The sequence below is a fragment of the Paenibacillus sp. Y280 genome, from assembly GCF_056786335.1.
In genome coordinates, this window is the sequence record NZ_JBXCIW010000008.1 from 55,250 (window position 1) to 69,890 (window position 14,641).

12 protein-coding genes and 1 pseudogene are annotated in these 14,641 nt (G+C 46.6%); 3 read left to right on the plus strand and 10 right to left on the minus strand.

Going from position 1 to position 14,641, the window contains the following annotated elements:
- Positions 1-9 precede the first annotated feature (9 nt).
- The 7 genes from AC1TPC_RS12755 to AC1TPC_RS12785 form a co-directional block, all read right to left on the minus strand.
- Positions 10-945, minus strand: a complete 936-nt coding sequence (locus AC1TPC_RS12755; protein ID WP_482067393.1) for a carbohydrate ABC transporter permease — start codon at positions 943-945, stop codon at positions 10-12.
- 24 nt (positions 946-969) lie between these two features.
- A complete protein-coding gene (locus AC1TPC_RS12760) occupies positions 970-1,944 on the minus strand; it encodes an ABC transporter permease (protein WP_482067228.1) in 975 nt (324 codons plus the stop codon).
- 96 nt (positions 1,945-2,040) lie between these two features.
- On the minus strand, positions 2,041-3,741 hold the full coding sequence (locus AC1TPC_RS12765; RefSeq protein ID WP_482067229.1) for a type 2 periplasmic-binding domain-containing protein: 1,701 nt from the start codon (positions 3,739-3,741) through the stop codon (positions 2,041-2,043).
- A 137-nt stretch (positions 3,742-3,878) separates the two neighbouring features.
- A complete protein-coding gene (locus AC1TPC_RS12770) occupies positions 3,879-5,609 on the minus strand; it encodes a sensor histidine kinase (RefSeq protein ID WP_482067394.1) in 1,731 nt (576 codons plus the stop codon).
- Positions 5,610-5,703: 94 nt separating this feature from the next.
- Positions 5,704-7,284: a response regulator gene (locus AC1TPC_RS12775; protein WP_482067395.1), complete on the minus strand. Its 1,581-nt coding sequence runs from the start codon at positions 7,282-7,284 to the stop codon at positions 5,704-5,706.
- A gap of 23 nt (positions 7,285-7,307) precedes the next feature.
- Positions 7,308-8,102 carry a Nif3-like dinuclear metal center hexameric protein gene (locus AC1TPC_RS12780; protein WP_482067230.1) on the minus strand — a complete coding sequence of 265 codons (795 nt, stop codon included), beginning with the start codon at positions 8,100-8,102 and terminating at the stop codon, positions 7,308-7,310.
- A gap of 201 nt (positions 8,103-8,303) precedes the next feature.
- Positions 8,304-10,277 carry a glycoside hydrolase family 127 protein gene (locus AC1TPC_RS12785; protein ID WP_482067231.1) on the minus strand — a complete coding sequence of 658 codons (1,974 nt, stop codon included), beginning with the start codon at positions 10,275-10,277 and terminating at the stop codon, positions 8,304-8,306.
- A gap of 166 nt (positions 10,278-10,443) precedes the next feature.
- Here AC1TPC_RS12785 and AC1TPC_RS12790 point away from each other — a divergent pair, with 166 nt between their 5' ends.
- Together AC1TPC_RS12790 and AC1TPC_RS12795 are read left to right on the plus strand one after the other, a co-directional pair.
- Entirely contained in the window at positions 10,444-11,319 is an 876-nt protein-coding gene (locus AC1TPC_RS12790; protein ID WP_482067232.1) for a helix-turn-helix domain-containing protein, read from the plus strand.
- A gap of 96 nt (positions 11,320-11,415) precedes the next feature.
- Complete coding sequence (locus tag AC1TPC_RS12795) at positions 11,416-12,207, plus strand: copper amine oxidase N-terminal domain-containing protein (RefSeq protein WP_482067233.1); 792 nt, start codon at positions 11,416-11,418, stop codon at positions 12,205-12,207.
- 132 nt (positions 12,208-12,339) lie between these two features.
- Here the strand turns inward: AC1TPC_RS12795 and AC1TPC_RS12800 are convergent, their stop codons facing one another.
- The 3 genes and pseudogenes from AC1TPC_RS12800 to AC1TPC_RS12810 all read right to left on the minus strand — a co-directional run bounded on the left by AC1TPC_RS12800 (position 12,340) and on the right by AC1TPC_RS12810 (position 14,210).
- A complete protein-coding gene (locus tag AC1TPC_RS12800; RefSeq protein WP_482067234.1) occupies positions 12,340-13,362 on the minus strand; it encodes a dienelactone hydrolase family protein in 1,023 nt (340 codons plus the stop codon).
- A 123-nt stretch (positions 13,363-13,485) separates the two neighbouring features.
- Positions 13,486-13,683: pseudogene (locus AC1TPC_RS12805) on the minus strand (transposase); the annotation flags it as partial.
- Entirely contained in the window at positions 13,608-14,210 is a 603-nt protein-coding gene (locus tag AC1TPC_RS12810; RefSeq protein WP_482067235.1) for a hypothetical protein, read from the minus strand. The gene AC1TPC_RS12810 and the pseudogene AC1TPC_RS12805, both read right to left, overlap by 76 nt.
- A 256-nt stretch (positions 14,211-14,466) precedes the next feature.
- Between AC1TPC_RS12810 and AC1TPC_RS12815 the strand changes: the two genes are divergently transcribed.
- Positions 14,467-14,586: a hypothetical protein gene (locus AC1TPC_RS12815; protein WP_482067396.1), complete on the plus strand. Its 120-nt coding sequence runs from the start codon at positions 14,467-14,469 to the stop codon at positions 14,584-14,586.
- The last annotated feature ends 55 nt before the right edge of the window (positions 14,587-14,641 follow it).

The following is a 14,641-nucleotide window of genomic DNA, read 5'->3' on the forward strand; positions in this document are numbered from 1 at the left end:
CCTATTCGATTAACCCTTCACGCCGCCTACCGTCATACCTTTTACAAAATATTTCTGCAAGAACGGATACACCATAATGATCGGCAAGGATGCCACAATGGTCATCGTAGCGCGGATCGCGAACGGCGTCACCGTATTGGCTCCCGAGTTGCTCGCATTGGCGAACGCATCGCCGGCGGTCTTCGTCGTCAAGGACGCGTTCGAGTTTTGCAAAATTTTCTGAAGCTCGTATTGCAGCGTGCTGAGCTCGATATTCGATGAGTTGTACAGGAATACGTCAAACCATTGATTCCATTGATAGACAGCCGAGAATAGAGCAACGGTTGCAAGGACGGGAACGCATAGCGGCAGCACGATGCTGTAAAACATTTTAAAATCGCCGGCTCCGTCAATTCTTGCAGATTCCAAAATACTCTCCGGCAAACCTTCGATAAAGGAACGAATGATGATCAAGTTAAACACACCGATCAAGCCTGGGAAAATATATACCCAAAAATTGCTCAGCAGCCCTAAGTCGCGGATTAAGAGAAAGTTCGGAATAAGTCCGCCGTTAAAATACATCGTCAAAATGAACGCAATCGTAACGAACTTCCGGAGTACATACTCCTGCCTAGTAATCGTATAGGCGACCATCGCTGAGCAAAAAACGGTAGCAATCGTTCCGATCACGGTACGAAGAATCGAGATCAGCGTTGCATGAAAAATCGTTGATTCCTTCAATACATAAGCATAGTTGTCTAAGGTCCATATCCTTGGCAGCAAATAAATGCCGCCCTTAATCGAATCGGTCGCGTTGTTGAGCGAAACGGCGGCCGTGTTCAAGAAAGGATATAAGGTTACGATCATGAGCAAGGTGAGAAAAATATAATTGCATATGTCAAAAATAAGATCGCCGCGTGACAAGCGAACTCGGCTGGACTTGTTGGACAAAGCCTCTGCTGCCATATTATCCACGTTGTACCCCTCCTTCTAAAACAGTCTGGACTCGCCCATTCGCTTCGCAAGATTGTTCGCAGCGAACAATAAAATAAAGCTGATGATCGTTTTGAACATGCCCGCCGCAATGGAGAGCGAGTAGTTGCCCTGCGCGATGCCGTATTTCAGAACAAATATGTCAAGGTTTTCCGAATAGTCGACGTTCATCCCGTTGCCCAGCAAATACTGCGGCTCGAAACCCGACTCCAGCAAATACCCGATATTCATAATCAGCAATACGATAATAACCGGCTTGATGCCCGGCAGCGTAACATACCACATCCGTTTAATACGGCCTGCTCCGTCCATCTCCGCCGCTTCATATTGCGCGGGGTCAATCATCGTCATTGCCGCCAAATAGACAATCGTATTCCAGCCTACATCTTTCCACACCGAGCTTGCTCCAAAAATGCCCCAGAAATATTCCGGGATACCGAGAAATAAAATTTCCTCGCCCTTCTCGACAAAGCCGCCCCAAAGCAGCAGTTGATTAATGATGCCATCAGGCGATAACGTCGTCTGAATAATACTCGCCGCAACAACCCATGAAATAAAATGCGGCAAATAGCTTACCGTCTGAACCACCCGTTTAAAGGCAACCTTGCGCACCTCATTTAGAAGCAAGGCGAGCGTAATCGCCGTAACGAAGCCAAGAATCAGGTTGATGCCGCTCATCGCAAGCGTATTTCTTAAGACGCGAATGAACCCTTCATCCTGAAACAAAAACTGAAAATGGTCAAACCCGACCCATTTCTGCTCGCTAAAGCTTTTGGCAGGCTTGTAATCTTGGAAGGCGATCGTCCACCCCCATAGAGGCATGTATTTAAAAATAAACAACCATGCTAGAAACGGTACGGACATGAGCACAAGCACACGCTGCTCGACCAGCTTTTTGGCAAAATACTTCAGTCCTGTCGGCTTCTTTGGCAACACCAGGTTTGACGTCGACATTGTTGGTTTACTGTCCATCTTATCTCTCTCCTTCCGGACTGAATCGGGCTGTAAAGGGGAAAGGCCGGCGAACGATTGCTTTCATCCGGCCTTTCGCCACAACCTGGATAACGATTATTTTGCTGCTTCGATCAGCTTCTTCACTTCTTCTGTCGTCCATTTCTCGTAAGCTGCCGTATCGAGCTTGCCGAAAGCGTCCGTATACTCCGCCCATACCTTGTCAAATTCAACTGGTTTCGAGAGGACAAGCTTAGGGAAATATTTTTTCGTAATTTCATCTTTTTTCGTTTCCCAAATTTGCTGCTCGGAGCCTTGCTCCTTCGGAATGCCCCATGACGGGTACCATGGACGGTTGTCTGGCGCTGCGAACATTTCGGAATAGGTTTTCACGCCGTATTTGCCCAAAATTTCTTTGTCCGCATCCGTCAGGCTCATTTGGAACACTTCAGGCTGCATACCAGGAGCAACGGAGTTGCCGTCAGGAAGAGATGAACCATTGCCGTATAGCGGCCAGTTCCATGAATAATACTTGAAGCCGAATTTCTCGTTAAACGCTTCATCGATCTTCGCGATTTGCTCAGCCGTACGATACATCCGGCCCTTGTCGTCCACTTCGTACGTTTCGCCCTTAATGCCCCATTTTTGAAGAACTTGGTTCTCGTCCGTCAATAGATTATCCAAATATTGAATAATGCGGGCAGGGTCCTTCGCGCTTACGGTAATGCCCATGCCACGGTTTTTGACGAAGCCCGGAGGGTCCAGGTACTGATCCTTCTGTCCATCAAACGTAACGGGCAGCGGGAAATAAACAAAATCGTCTTGTGTCGGGTCTTGCTTAGCGGCGTCCTTAAGCGCATTTTGCGCATTCGTAAACTGCCAGCCATAATCGAAGAAACCGACTACTTTATGAGAGGTCAATTTCGCCAAATACTGGTCGTAATTATCCACGAAGGACGCTTTATCGAACAAGCCTTCCGCATTGATTTCATTCAATTTTTGCAGCCAGCGCTTTGTATTGTCATCCGCTGCATACGTCTTCGCGTCGAAGGTCGTCATATCGACGATGACATTGCCGTCATTCGGATAGCCAGCCAAATGGTTCGGCGGGTTGGAGGTTGCAAAGAATCTCCAGTCATGCGTCAAGGAAACGATACCCGTAAGCTCTTCATCCTTATGCTTCTCTACGAAATTTTTAATTAATTCCATATACTCATCAAGCGTCTTGATCTTTGGATAGCCCGCTTCCTTGAGCACGCGGCGCTGTACCCAGAAGGCGCCTTGATTGATATTCGGATCCGGAATATACTCGCCAACCGTATTCGAGAACGGTAGGAAGTAAATTTTACCGTCTGCCGCTTTCATTTGATTGAAGTATGGACCGTATACACGCTTAATGTTCGGGCCGTATTGCTCAATGAGCTCATCGAGCGCAATGAAGGCTCCGGCATCAAGAATTTTGTCGATTGCAGCATCCGGAATCATGACATCCGGATAAGCATTGGATGCGATCATCGTTCCGACCTTCGTATTCAAATCGCCTACCAAATGCTCGATTTTAAAGTTAACGCCCGTTTGATCCTCAAGCCGTTTACCGATCGTCGTCTCGTTTGTGTTCGTATCCTTGGCTGCCGCAACGCCGTTGAAATAAGAGAAAGTCACCTTTTCAACCGGCTTCTCTGCTTCGCCCTCCGCCGTAGCGCTTGGACTGCTCGCGCCGTCTGACGGCTTTGCTTCTCCGCCGCTGTTATTATTCGAGCACGCAGCAGTGAAAATCATGAAGGCAGCCAAACAAACAAATAGCAATTTCTTTGTCACTTTTTTTCTAGCCCCTTTCAAGTCCAAATATATTTTGTAAGCACTTTCATTATAGGCAAAATTAAAAACTTTGTTTACCCGATAAACTATAGTTCGTGCTTTAAAAAGCATATACGTTCTTCACTTAACGGAATGCATCAACGTTCAATCGGAACGACAACTTGAATAAACGTCCCTTGTCCAGGCGAGCTCTTAATTAATAGCTGAAAGCGATCACCATAGATCAGCTTCAAGCGGTAGATGACGTTCTGAACGCCAATTCTCTCTCCAAGCTCCTCGTCGCTCTCCAAATAGCCGTAAAATTTCTTCACCATCTCTTCGTCCATTCCAATTCCGTTATCGTTGATCGAAAAGATCAGCATATCCTCCTCGCGCTCAACCTGCACTACAATTCTGCCTCCGTTTCTCAGCGGCTCAATGCCGTGAATGCTCGCATTTTCAACAAAGGGCAAAAACATCATTTTCGGCACCATACAATCTCTTGCAGAAGGCGCAATATGAATGTGATAATTCATGCGATCCTCGAATCGGTACTTCTGAATTTCCAGGAAACACACAATAAACTCCATTTCCTCGCTAACCATGACACGGTCCTTGCCCCAGGTCAGCGACGTCCGGAAGATTTTGGCCATATTATGAATGATCTTAGCCGTCTCCGTCTCGTCCTTGATCAAGCTTCGCATCCGAATCGTCTCAAGCGCATTAAACAGGAAATGAGGGTTGATCTGGCTTTGCAGCGCGTTGAGCTGGGCTTTCCTTCGTTCGAGCTCTAGAGATTTTTTCTGAATATCCGCGATATACACATCGTCGATCAAGCTTTTCACTTGGATCGTCATCCGATTGAATTCACTCGTTAATTGTCCGATTTCATCTAATGATTCGCCCTGCTTGATCGTATCGAAGTGCTGATTTTTCACTTTTTTCATATGCCGCAAAATACGGACAAGCCGCTCATTCAAGGAGCGCGTTATCCATAAAATAATGAACGTCGGGATGAAAATATTTAGGCAAGCCAAAACGAAAACAAATTCCCGTGATTGACGTACGTCCTTCAGTACCTCTTCCTCCGAAATCGTCCCTATAATGCGCCAGTTTTCCAAATAGCTTACATAGGTATTCCCCGTATCAAAGGTGATCGAATCCGCAGGAAACTTAAGCGCTTCATAAGCAACCGCTTCTTTTCTCCAATCTACCGCCGGGTCCGTCGTATATTCAATAAGCCCTTTATCATCCACTAAATAAATGTTGCCCTGCAGGTTTTGATTGCGGAAAATCTGTTCGATGGTGCTCGTCTTCAAATCAATTTTCAAAAACTTTTGCCATTTATTTTTGGATTCAAAATAGTCCATTTCCCGAATGATGCTGAACGTATCCTCAATGACCTCCTCTCCGCTTTTCAAAAATCGGTCCTCTTGCTGTGTTCGGATAAAAACAGGGTAAGCATTGTTTCTTTCATTAAGCATCTTAAACCAATCCGTTTGCTTCACTTCATTCGATAAATAACCGATGCCGCCGGAATGCAGCATGGTCGGATTTTCAACATAAATTTTGATACTTTGAATCGAGGGATATACGGGGGTGTAGCTATTCAAAATCCTTCGAAAATACGTATCATATGCCTCGATATAGGCAGCCGGCTCCTGATAGTCGGTTTCCAATATTTGATTCAGATTATAATCGGTATAAAATACAGATGAAATCGTAACGGCATCCTCAACCTCGGATCGGAATTCTATGTTGATCTGCTCGACTGCTCGCGAAATATCCTTCATTCGTTGATTTTTCACATTATTCGTCGTTACATTATAGAAAATAACATTCGTTAATACGATGGGGAGAAATACGGAAAATAGGTACAGAATGAGCATTTTATTCCGAAGACGAACATTGTTTAAACTCAGGTGCAGCTTCACGCGAATAGTCCCCTTTTCCACTTCAATCGGATCATTTGGATGCTCAAGCTTACAAGAGCTTATTGCGGTATTCGGTTGGCGTCATATGCTCGATCTTCTCGAATTGAGTGACAAAATAGTCGGAGTTGCTGAAGCCCACCTTCTCCGCGATCTCATAGATGCGCATGGTGCTTGATTGACGCAGCAGCTTTTTGGCCTCATTTACCCGAAGCTGCAGCAGAAACTCATTGAAATAGACGCCGTATGTCTTCTTGAACAACTGGCCCAAATAGACGGGATTGACGTAAAATTGGGCGGCAATGCTCTTTAAGCTCATATTTTGCGAATAATTAACCTCGATATAGCTTTTGATTTTTTGAATGCCGCCCTTCTGCTGCTCCCTTCTCAGCTCTGCAATATGCTGCTGGCTCTCCTCGATAAACGCCGTAAACAGCCGCTTCAATTCGCCAAGCGATAAATTGATATCATGCCAGCTGAGCAGCGGCTTGAGCGTCAACAAAGCTTGCTCGTCCCCCTCCATGCTGCGGGTAGTCTTCAGAATCCCCATAATGCATTGCTGGATGTTCATCTTCACAGCCTCTGGAGCGTAACGCTTCTCGCGAAAATCATGAAACCATTTATCGACAATCGCTTTCACAGATTCCAGCTGCAGCTCTTCCATTTGCTCCATAAATCGATTAAACTCAGCCGGATCAAAGCTGATGTAATTCAGCTTCCCCGCTTGTAGCTGATCGGAGATAACGATTCTTCTGTCCTCATTTACGTATTTATATAATAATGCTTCCTTGGCAGCCTTGTAGGATTCACGAATGTCTGACAGACCTTTAACAGGAGATCCAGCATATAGAAACACCCTTTTTCCCAAATGCACATCCAGCGCCGCTCTAAATGCGAGCAGAAACCGCTCAAGCTCCCCATTGTAAGTGGCCAGCAGAAAACTGGGCAGCAGAATGCCGATGCGATTGCGATGTTCATGCAAGCAAATGGACGGATCTGCTTCCGTTATCCCCATTAGCTCCTCCTGCACAAGCTCCTTGAATCGGGCATTCGAAATTTTCTCCTCGCGAGGCAGCCAGCTATGGTTGTCATTCAGCTCAGCGAACAAATAATAGAAGCGATCGGAGTTCCTTAGTCTTAAGCGCTGCTCCCATTCTGCAATGGACGTTTCGCTTGCTTCGCCAAGAATAAGCGATTTAATCATCTCGCCGCCCATCAGACGGTCGCTTCTCACTTGTTCCTCTTGTTCAAGCCTGAGCTTATTATTCAACTGGCCTAGAATGCCGCTAAATTCAATCTCATCAATAGGCTTCACTACGAAATCATGGACGCCGAAACGCATCGCCTGCTGTGCATAGTTGAAGTCGTTATATCCGCTAATAATGATAAAATAAGGCTTAGCCATATTTTCCTCGGTGACGCATCGAATCAGCTCAAGCCCGTCAATGACAGGCATACGTATGTCCGTAATAACAAGATCAGGCTGAACGCGCTTAATCAGCTCTAGCGCATCCTCGCCGTTATCGGCTTCCCCTACGATTTGAAAACCGCAGGCTTCCCAATCAATCAGCTTCATTAGGCCTTTGCGGGTAAATGATTCGTCATCAACTAGAATCGCACTATGCAAATGCATCATTTTTGCCTCCTATTAGCGATTTAATACACGTGAAAAACGGGATCTACGGGTAAATAATGAACGGGAATAGGAGGATACCGCAAGCTGAGCCGATCAGCGAGCAGCTTCATGCCCGGCTGCTCGCTTTCCGAGTGCCCGAGAACGATAAGAGCATTGCGTTTGCCGATAAACACGGCATCTCTCACATATTCCGGCGTTTCCCACTCCGGACCCTCGCCATAAAGAATCACATCTACATGATGCTTGGCGAACAAAGGAATCGCGTTTTGCCCTGCTCCTCTGTAGCCAACAAGCAGACCGATGCGGCTGCAATTCATCGATAAATCGCCTGCTATGCGAACGTATCGCATACCCAGCTTTTTTTTGATATAGAAGGCGATCTGTTCCAGCTTCATTGGAGGAATGGTTGCTAGCGCAGCGCTCGGCAAATATTCCGTTACATGCTCTTGCCAATCCAAGGCATGAATTAGCCCCTCCATAATGCCATCGGGCTGAAAGCGGTGCCAATAATCATGGAAACGATAAATAGCCAAACCATTTTCCTCGATAAAACGTTTCTTAGCCGTATAGACAAGATCATCCTCATCCATCGAATCCACCTGATCATGATGGCAGTAAAACGTCCCCTCATGCGTAATGATGAAGTTTGCCCCAAGCTTGACTGCCTGTTCAAGAACTTGCTGTGTCGCCATAAACGTAACGGCAATGCCTTTGACTTCCGCTTGGGGATTTCCAAACTTTAGCCCATCTATACGAGCTGCAATAGGTTCAACGGGTGCCGTTAACTCATCCACTACATTCTGAATGCTTATCATCGCTTGTGTCCACTCCTAAGTTTAATTATTTAAATTTTAATTTCAATAAAAAATCTGCACAATGCAAAAAGTATAGTGTCAACCCAATAAACTATAGAATATATCCACAAATAAAGCGACCGCCTCCGGTTTAATTCCGGAAAGCGATCGCCGTATATTCTACTTATATTTATTTTTGAGAATAAAAGGAATTCGCATCTCCTATAATCGTTCCTTCACCCAGACAGCCATTTCGCCTTTGCCTCGATTCGCCCAGGCATAGTAAGGAATAAAGGTAAGACTCGCCGGCACAAAGGCGGCATCCGCATTAGAGCGGTATAGCTGCGAGCCCCACTGCTCGAATTGAAGCTTAAGTCCTTCCGCCTTGATCACTTGAATACCTCCAATGAGGTTTTCTACATAGGCAGCTTCAAGCTTAGCATGCTGCGGCAGGTGCAGCTGTCCGAGCTGCGGTCCGTTATCGGCTTCCTCCACGCAATAGACGAGCGGCCCGCGCTGCAGCGCAACTTTACCGGCATTTTGCTTCACCAATGGATGGCTTCTAACGCATTGAATTGGCATTTCGAGCGTAAGCTCCACGACATCGCCGGATGTCCAGTAACGATCGATACGCGCATAACCGTCTACGATTTGATCATTGATAGGATAGATCTCGCCGTTAACGAGCACCGCTGCATTCGCGGACCAATCCGGTATACGCAGCGCCAATGCGAACGAAGATGGCTGCTCTAGCGACACCTCGAAGCGTGCCGAGCCTTCCCATGGCATGCTGGATTGCTGATTAAGCTTGATTTTTGTACCGCCTAACGCGAGCTCCATCTCTCCGCCAATATATAAATGCGAATAAATGGTATTCCCTTTCGTAGAGTACACATACTCGCCCAGCGATGCCAGCAAACGGGCAATATTCGGCGGACAGCAAGCGCAGCCGAACCATTCCTGGCGAACGGGCTTCACGTGATTGTAGTTTTTATTTTTGCCGTCGCAGACGTCCGGCGTTACCTCCAGCGGATTCACGTAGAAGAAATGTCTGCCGTCGCGCGACATGCCCGCGATAACCGTATTGTATAAGGCGCGCTCCATCACATCCGCATACCTGCTGTTAGGCTCAAGCTGCAGCATTCTGTGGGCGAAGAAGATCAGGCCAATCGAGGCGCATGTCTCCGAATATACAGTGTCATTAGGCAAATCATAGTCGAAGGAGAACGCCTCGCCTTGAGCCATCGTACCAATTCCGCCTGTAATATACATCTGCTTCGAGGCAATGTTGTCCCACAGCCTGCGGCATGCTTCAATTAATGACTCGTCACCGGTCTCCCGCGCAACATCGACCATCCCCGCCAGCATGTAGACGACGCGTACGGCGTGTCCGACCGCCGCTTCCTGCTCGCGCACAGGCAAATGGGCTTGAAAATATGCCGGGTCAATTTGGATTTTATTATTGCTCCAATGCGTCGTTCTGCCTCTGCGGTCAGCCTCTGCCTCGAAGAAGCTCGGCTGCTGTCCGCGCTTATCGATAAAGTAGCTGCTGAGCTCCAAATATTTGCGATTGCCAGTCGTTTCATAGAGCTTCACCAGCGCAAGCTCGATCTCCTGATGGCCGTCATAGCCGGCAATTTGATCATGGCCATCGCCAAATACGACAGCGATATCATCCGCTACGCGGCATACGATATCAAGCAGCTTCCGTTTGCCGGTCGCTTTATAGTAAGCAACGCCCGCCTCAATCATATGCCCGGCAGAGTAGAGCTCGTGGCACTCCGTCAGATTGGTCCATTTATTGCCGGGCTCCTTGATTGTATAGAACGTATTCAAATATCCGTCAGGCTGCTGTGCCTTGCCGATAATGTCGATCATCTCGTCAGCAACCTGCTCGAGCGCCTCATCCCGCTTCATCTCAAGCAGATAGCCCACCGCCTCAAGCCACTTTGCCACGTCCGTATCTTGGAATACGAAGCCGTAAAAATCACCTTTTTCAAGTCCTGCCGCGATCTTAAAGTTGCTAACCGCCCCGCTCCGCTCTGCCCCCTCTACACGGTCGTTTATAGCATCCCACTGATAAGGAACGACCACGTCCCTCACTAAATTAATATAATAATTCCAGAAATCATCCTTTATTTTAACTTGCTTAAGTGATACCGGCTTCGCGTTATCCTTGCTCACCATTTGCCCCATCTTATATCGCACCTCTTCCGTATCTATTAAACTTAATACTGTTAAACTTTCTACTGCTAAACTTTCATACTGCTGATTTCTATTGTATGGGTTAAAATAAAACATAAATACGAATGGATATAACTTATTTCTTATAAAATTTCACACAAGCTGGGAGGGAGCAAGGATGATGCTGGAAGCAGCTGATCATGTCTATTTCGCCGCGCCTCCGCTGCCCTATTATTTGGAGAGCGGCGTTACCGTACACAAACCCGGGGATCAGCATCCGAACCGGAAGCAACTGGGCGTATTTGACCTGCTTATCGTCGAATCCGGCTGTTTATTTATCGGCGAAGAGGATCGGAAATGGAGCTTGACCGAAGGACAGACGCTTCTGCTGCTTCCAGACCGTCCCCATTATTCAGTGAAGCCAGCGGAGGAGCGGACTGTTTTCTACTGGGTTCACTTTCTGCCCGTAGGTGAGTGGGAGCAGTCAGCGCTCGACCATGCCAGCATTAGCCATGACGCCCATTACAACCGTTTCCTGACTCCCCCCTATTCGCTCCATCTCCAAAAAGCATGGACGCTCCCCTATCCCGAGCAAGCGTATCGCTTGCTGCGAACGCTTAACAAAGCAGGTGGGGAGCGCCAGTCAAGCGCCTTCTGGACGCAGCAGCAGACGTTCGAAGAGCTGCTGCGCATGATGGATTTGCGGCAAAATGAAAGCTATACAAGCCCATCCGTTACGCTAGCGGAGAAGGCAGAGGCATATATTAAAAACAATTACCGTACCGAAGTGACGAGCAAAACGATGGCGGAAGCGCTCAACTTTCACTACAACTATATTACGAGATGCATGAAGCAGGTTTATGGCATGACACCGATCGACTACTTATCGAAGTATCGGCTTGAGCAGGCTAAACTGCTGCTGCTTAAGACGGAATGGCCTATTGCCGAAATCGCTCAATACGTCGGGTTTGAGAACGTCCCTTACTTCTCGAATTGCTTCACCCATCAAATAGGCCTGCCGCCGACTAAGTTTAGAAAACAATATATGAATTAAGATTTCTATAGACTTTATTTTTAGTACCCACACAAAAAAAATGACCCCCCCGAACATTTAGTAATGAACACAATACATACTAACGGAGGGAACAAAATGAAAAAATTTGTAATTTGGGCGGGTGTCATTTCACTCAGTCTTATGGCTTCGACTGTTTTTGCTGCACCTAACGAGCTTAGCAAGGAAACGAAGAAACAAACGCAAAACCAAGTGGAAAACAAAAAGTCTGACAAAGCGGAGAGTAAAGCAGATACAGTAGGCGATTCTGTTTATGGCAATGGCTCGAACGGTCTTGAAAATGCCTATGAACACGTCAAAGATAAACCAGCAGGCGCCAGAATTGCTGAGTTGCTTAAAACGAAATATAATATTAATGTGAATAGTGACAATAGTTTTACCGCAGTGATCACTTCATTGGAGGAGAACGGAAAACTGAAAGCTGCAGTGGATGTACAAGCCGAGCTAGTTTCACAGGATGCTGCTAACGTGGTGGAGTATAAGAAGCTCAGCAAGCTAAAAGTGAAGCTTGGCGATAAAAAAGTGAAGATTTACGTAAATGGCAAAACGCTAAGTTTCGAAGTATCTCCGCTGATGGAGAGCGGTCGAACGCTTGTCCCGTTCCGCGCAATCTCCGAGTCGTTGAACGCTGTTGTGACCTACGATAGCGTATCGAAAACAGTAACCGTAACACGTGACGGTGTCGAGGTTAAACTGACGCTTGGCAGCAAAACGGCTGCGATTAATGGTAAAGCGATCAGTCTTGATGTTGCAGGCAAGGTAAAAAGCAGCAGAGTTCTAGTACCGCTCCGTTTTCTGAGCGAGGCACTGGACACCAATGTAACATGGGATGCGGAAACTACCAGCGCCATTATCATTGATAAAAAGTAATCATTCACCAAGGTGCAATTGGCACTAATAGAGATCGGTCAGAGCTTCCTATTATATAGGAAGCTCTTTGCATGGTAGAGAAAGCTATGTTTTTTCAAAGAGCCTAAATATTCGTATTAAGCCATCACTATTTTAGATACATAATGTCCGTTTGAGCCAGTCGTAAGCAAGCCGCCCGCTTATTTCATGCCTGCCTGGAAACACGTCGATTTCGAGCTTATCGGCAGCTCCTTCAGCTTCGTAAATCGCCTGAATTTCAGCTGCCGCTTTCCGAAAGCCTGCCACCGGGAAAATCGGGTCCTGCTCGCCTGATTCGAGAAATAACGGACGAGGAGCAATGAGCCCGATCAGCTCCGGCAGCTCCGCATGAACAAGCAGCCCTGGCGTGTAATTATCGATGCAATGAGGGACGGCGAAGATGCTGTCCTTAACGGTATTCGTGAATCCTGTCAGCACCGCTGCATGTATACGGTTTTCCAGAACGGCGGCAACAAAGCCAATCAAGGCGCCGCCGGAGAAGCCCATAAGACCGATTCGATCCGCGTCAACCTCTGGTCGTGAGGACAAGTACTCGAAAGCCTTTAAAGCTTCGGTTACACGCAAGCCGGTTAGTGTCTTGCCAAGCATCATCAGTTGCGTCGAGAGAGTGAAGCAGGAGCTCGGCGCATCCGGATTACGTGCGAGATCCGCTGACAGCCTGCGCTCGCCGAAGCCGATGACATCTGGTGCAATCACGACCATGCCCCGTTTAACAAGCTGCTCCGCAAAATGCTGATGAATGCCTGGCGCTGCCTCATCAGGCGAGCCATCCTTTAACAATCCGACAATCTCACGGCTGCCATAGCCGTGACCATGCAGCGCCAGCACGCTTGACATCGGCCCCTTTGCATCATTTGGGATTAGCACATATGCGGCAAAAGTCAGCTCCGGCGTTGCTGACAGCTCCACCCGCTCGCGAATGTACCCGTCGCACTGAACGCGTTCAAGCACCTTTGGGGTGTGTTTTATATTAGGCTCAAAACGACCAATCAGATCACCTAATGTCGCCTTTAGCTTTATTTTCCGCTCGTTCTGAACCTCCTGCTTAGATAGATTCTGATGTCGGCTAATCGCTTCGTCATAAAGCTTCTTTAAAAAAGAATCCCCATTCCACATCGTAAACTCTCCTCCTTGGCTGCGTTTTACCGCCCTTTTTTTTAACGAAAAGAAATCTATTGGAAGCTTTGTGCGTGACGTTTTTTAAACGGAATGCCGATATAGGCTTTATTTGACGGTTTGTCAAGCTAAGTGCGACAGTTCCTCCATAAATGCTTCGTGAGCAGATTTCCAGCCCAGACATTTACGAGGGCGGTGATTAATGAGGCGTACAGCATTCGCGAGTTCTTCATCCGTCAAGGTGGCTAAATCGTGACCCTTAGGGTAGAACTCCCGTAAGAGTCCATTTGCGTTCTCGTTAGAACCACGTTGCCAGTCATTTCAGTAGCAGCATTAAGAGAAAGATAGGAAGTATCATCTGAAGAATCCTCTGTAAGGGTAGAATAGTCATCTGGGTTGGATAGAAGCATTACATCATCCATGGATTCCACTAACTCAATTTGGTTTTTATTTAGGGACACTTCGTATGTTTGGTATTTTGCTTTTTTGTACGGTAAATTTAGATCTTTAAGCTTTTTCTCAAACTTTTCTTCAGATGCATCGAAATTTAATGAAATCTCAACGTTCATCAGATCGGTTAAAGAAGCCTTATTATGTTTTTCTTTTAGCTTGCCAATTATCTTCGACTTCTGTTTTTTCTGCTTAATTTTATCCAGTGAGGGATCAATCCGTCTTGATTTCAATGGTTCTGTAAAGGTAGTATCAGCAGATACAGCTTTCTTGTAAATAGGATCAATTGGTTTCTGATCCGTTTCCTTTAAGCTCGTTTTTGCTGCCGCAGAAAGTATACTAGTAGATGCTAGAACAATGACAACGAGACTAGAGAATAATGTTTTTTTCAAATTCATAGTATTCACGCTCCTTTTTTAATTTTGTGATGCGGTATTAATTGTCTAGAAATATCAAGACCCTTCGTTAGCTGATGATTCCCTCCCCGTTTTTATCCAATTTCCATTAATGGTTATTTCAACCATAAATTAGAAACATGAAGAGTCGTAATAGTTGCACTAATTTATGTAAATATGAAGTTTTTTTTGGAGTTGAGTAAGCGAGTTTATTCATATTCCTGTATCGATTGTTGCAGGTATTGCAGCTATCGTATTCATATTCGCAGCACGCAGAAGCCCAGCTATTCATACTGGCGCTGTCATCAAAGGAGCACCATGGACGATCCGGACGGAAATACTTGGGAGTTTTTTATACGAAAGAAGATTCGGAATTTGAATCGGCTGGTGATCCGCGCGATCTTTCGTTGTGCTGCGCTCCCCCCCGCCGCGCC

What these genes read in the sequence shown, in the direction of transcription:
- AC1TPC_RS12755 (WP_482067393.1), bottom strand. Translation starts at nt 945, where the DNA reads ATGGCAGCAGAGGCTTTGTCCAACAAGTCCAGCCGAGTTCGCTTGTCA.
- AC1TPC_RS12760 (WP_482067228.1), bottom strand. Translation starts at nt 1,944, where the DNA reads ATGGACAGTAAACCAACAATGTCGACGTCAAACCTGGTGTTGCCAAAG.
- AC1TPC_RS12770 (WP_482067394.1), bottom strand. Translation starts at nt 5,609, where the DNA reads ATGCTCATTCTGTACCTATTTTCCGTATTTCTCCCCATCGTATTAACG.
- AC1TPC_RS12775 (WP_482067395.1), bottom strand. Translation starts at nt 7,284, where the DNA reads ATGCATTTGCATAGTGCGATTCTAGTTGATGACGAATCATTTACCCGC.
- AC1TPC_RS12780 (WP_482067230.1), bottom strand. Translation starts at nt 8,102, where the DNA reads ATGATAAGCATTCAGAATGTAGTGGATGAGTTAACGGCACCCGTTGAA.
- AC1TPC_RS12785 (WP_482067231.1), bottom strand. Translation starts at nt 10,277, where the DNA reads ATGGGGCAAATGGTGAGCAAGGATAACGCGAAGCCGGTATCACTTAAG.
- AC1TPC_RS12790 (WP_482067232.1), top strand. Translation starts at nt 10,444, where the DNA reads ATGATGCTGGAAGCAGCTGATCATGTCTATTTCGCCGCGCCTCCGCTG.
- AC1TPC_RS12795 (WP_482067233.1), top strand. Translation starts at nt 11,416, where the DNA reads ATGAAAAAATTTGTAATTTGGGCGGGTGTCATTTCACTCAGTCTTATG.
- AC1TPC_RS12800 (WP_482067234.1), bottom strand. Translation starts at nt 13,362, where the DNA reads ATGTGGAATGGGGATTCTTTTTTAAAGAAGCTTTATGACGAAGCGATT.
- AC1TPC_RS12810 (WP_482067235.1), bottom strand. Translation starts at nt 14,210, where the DNA reads ATGAATTTGAAAAAAACATTATTCTCTAGTCTCGTTGTCATTGTTCTA.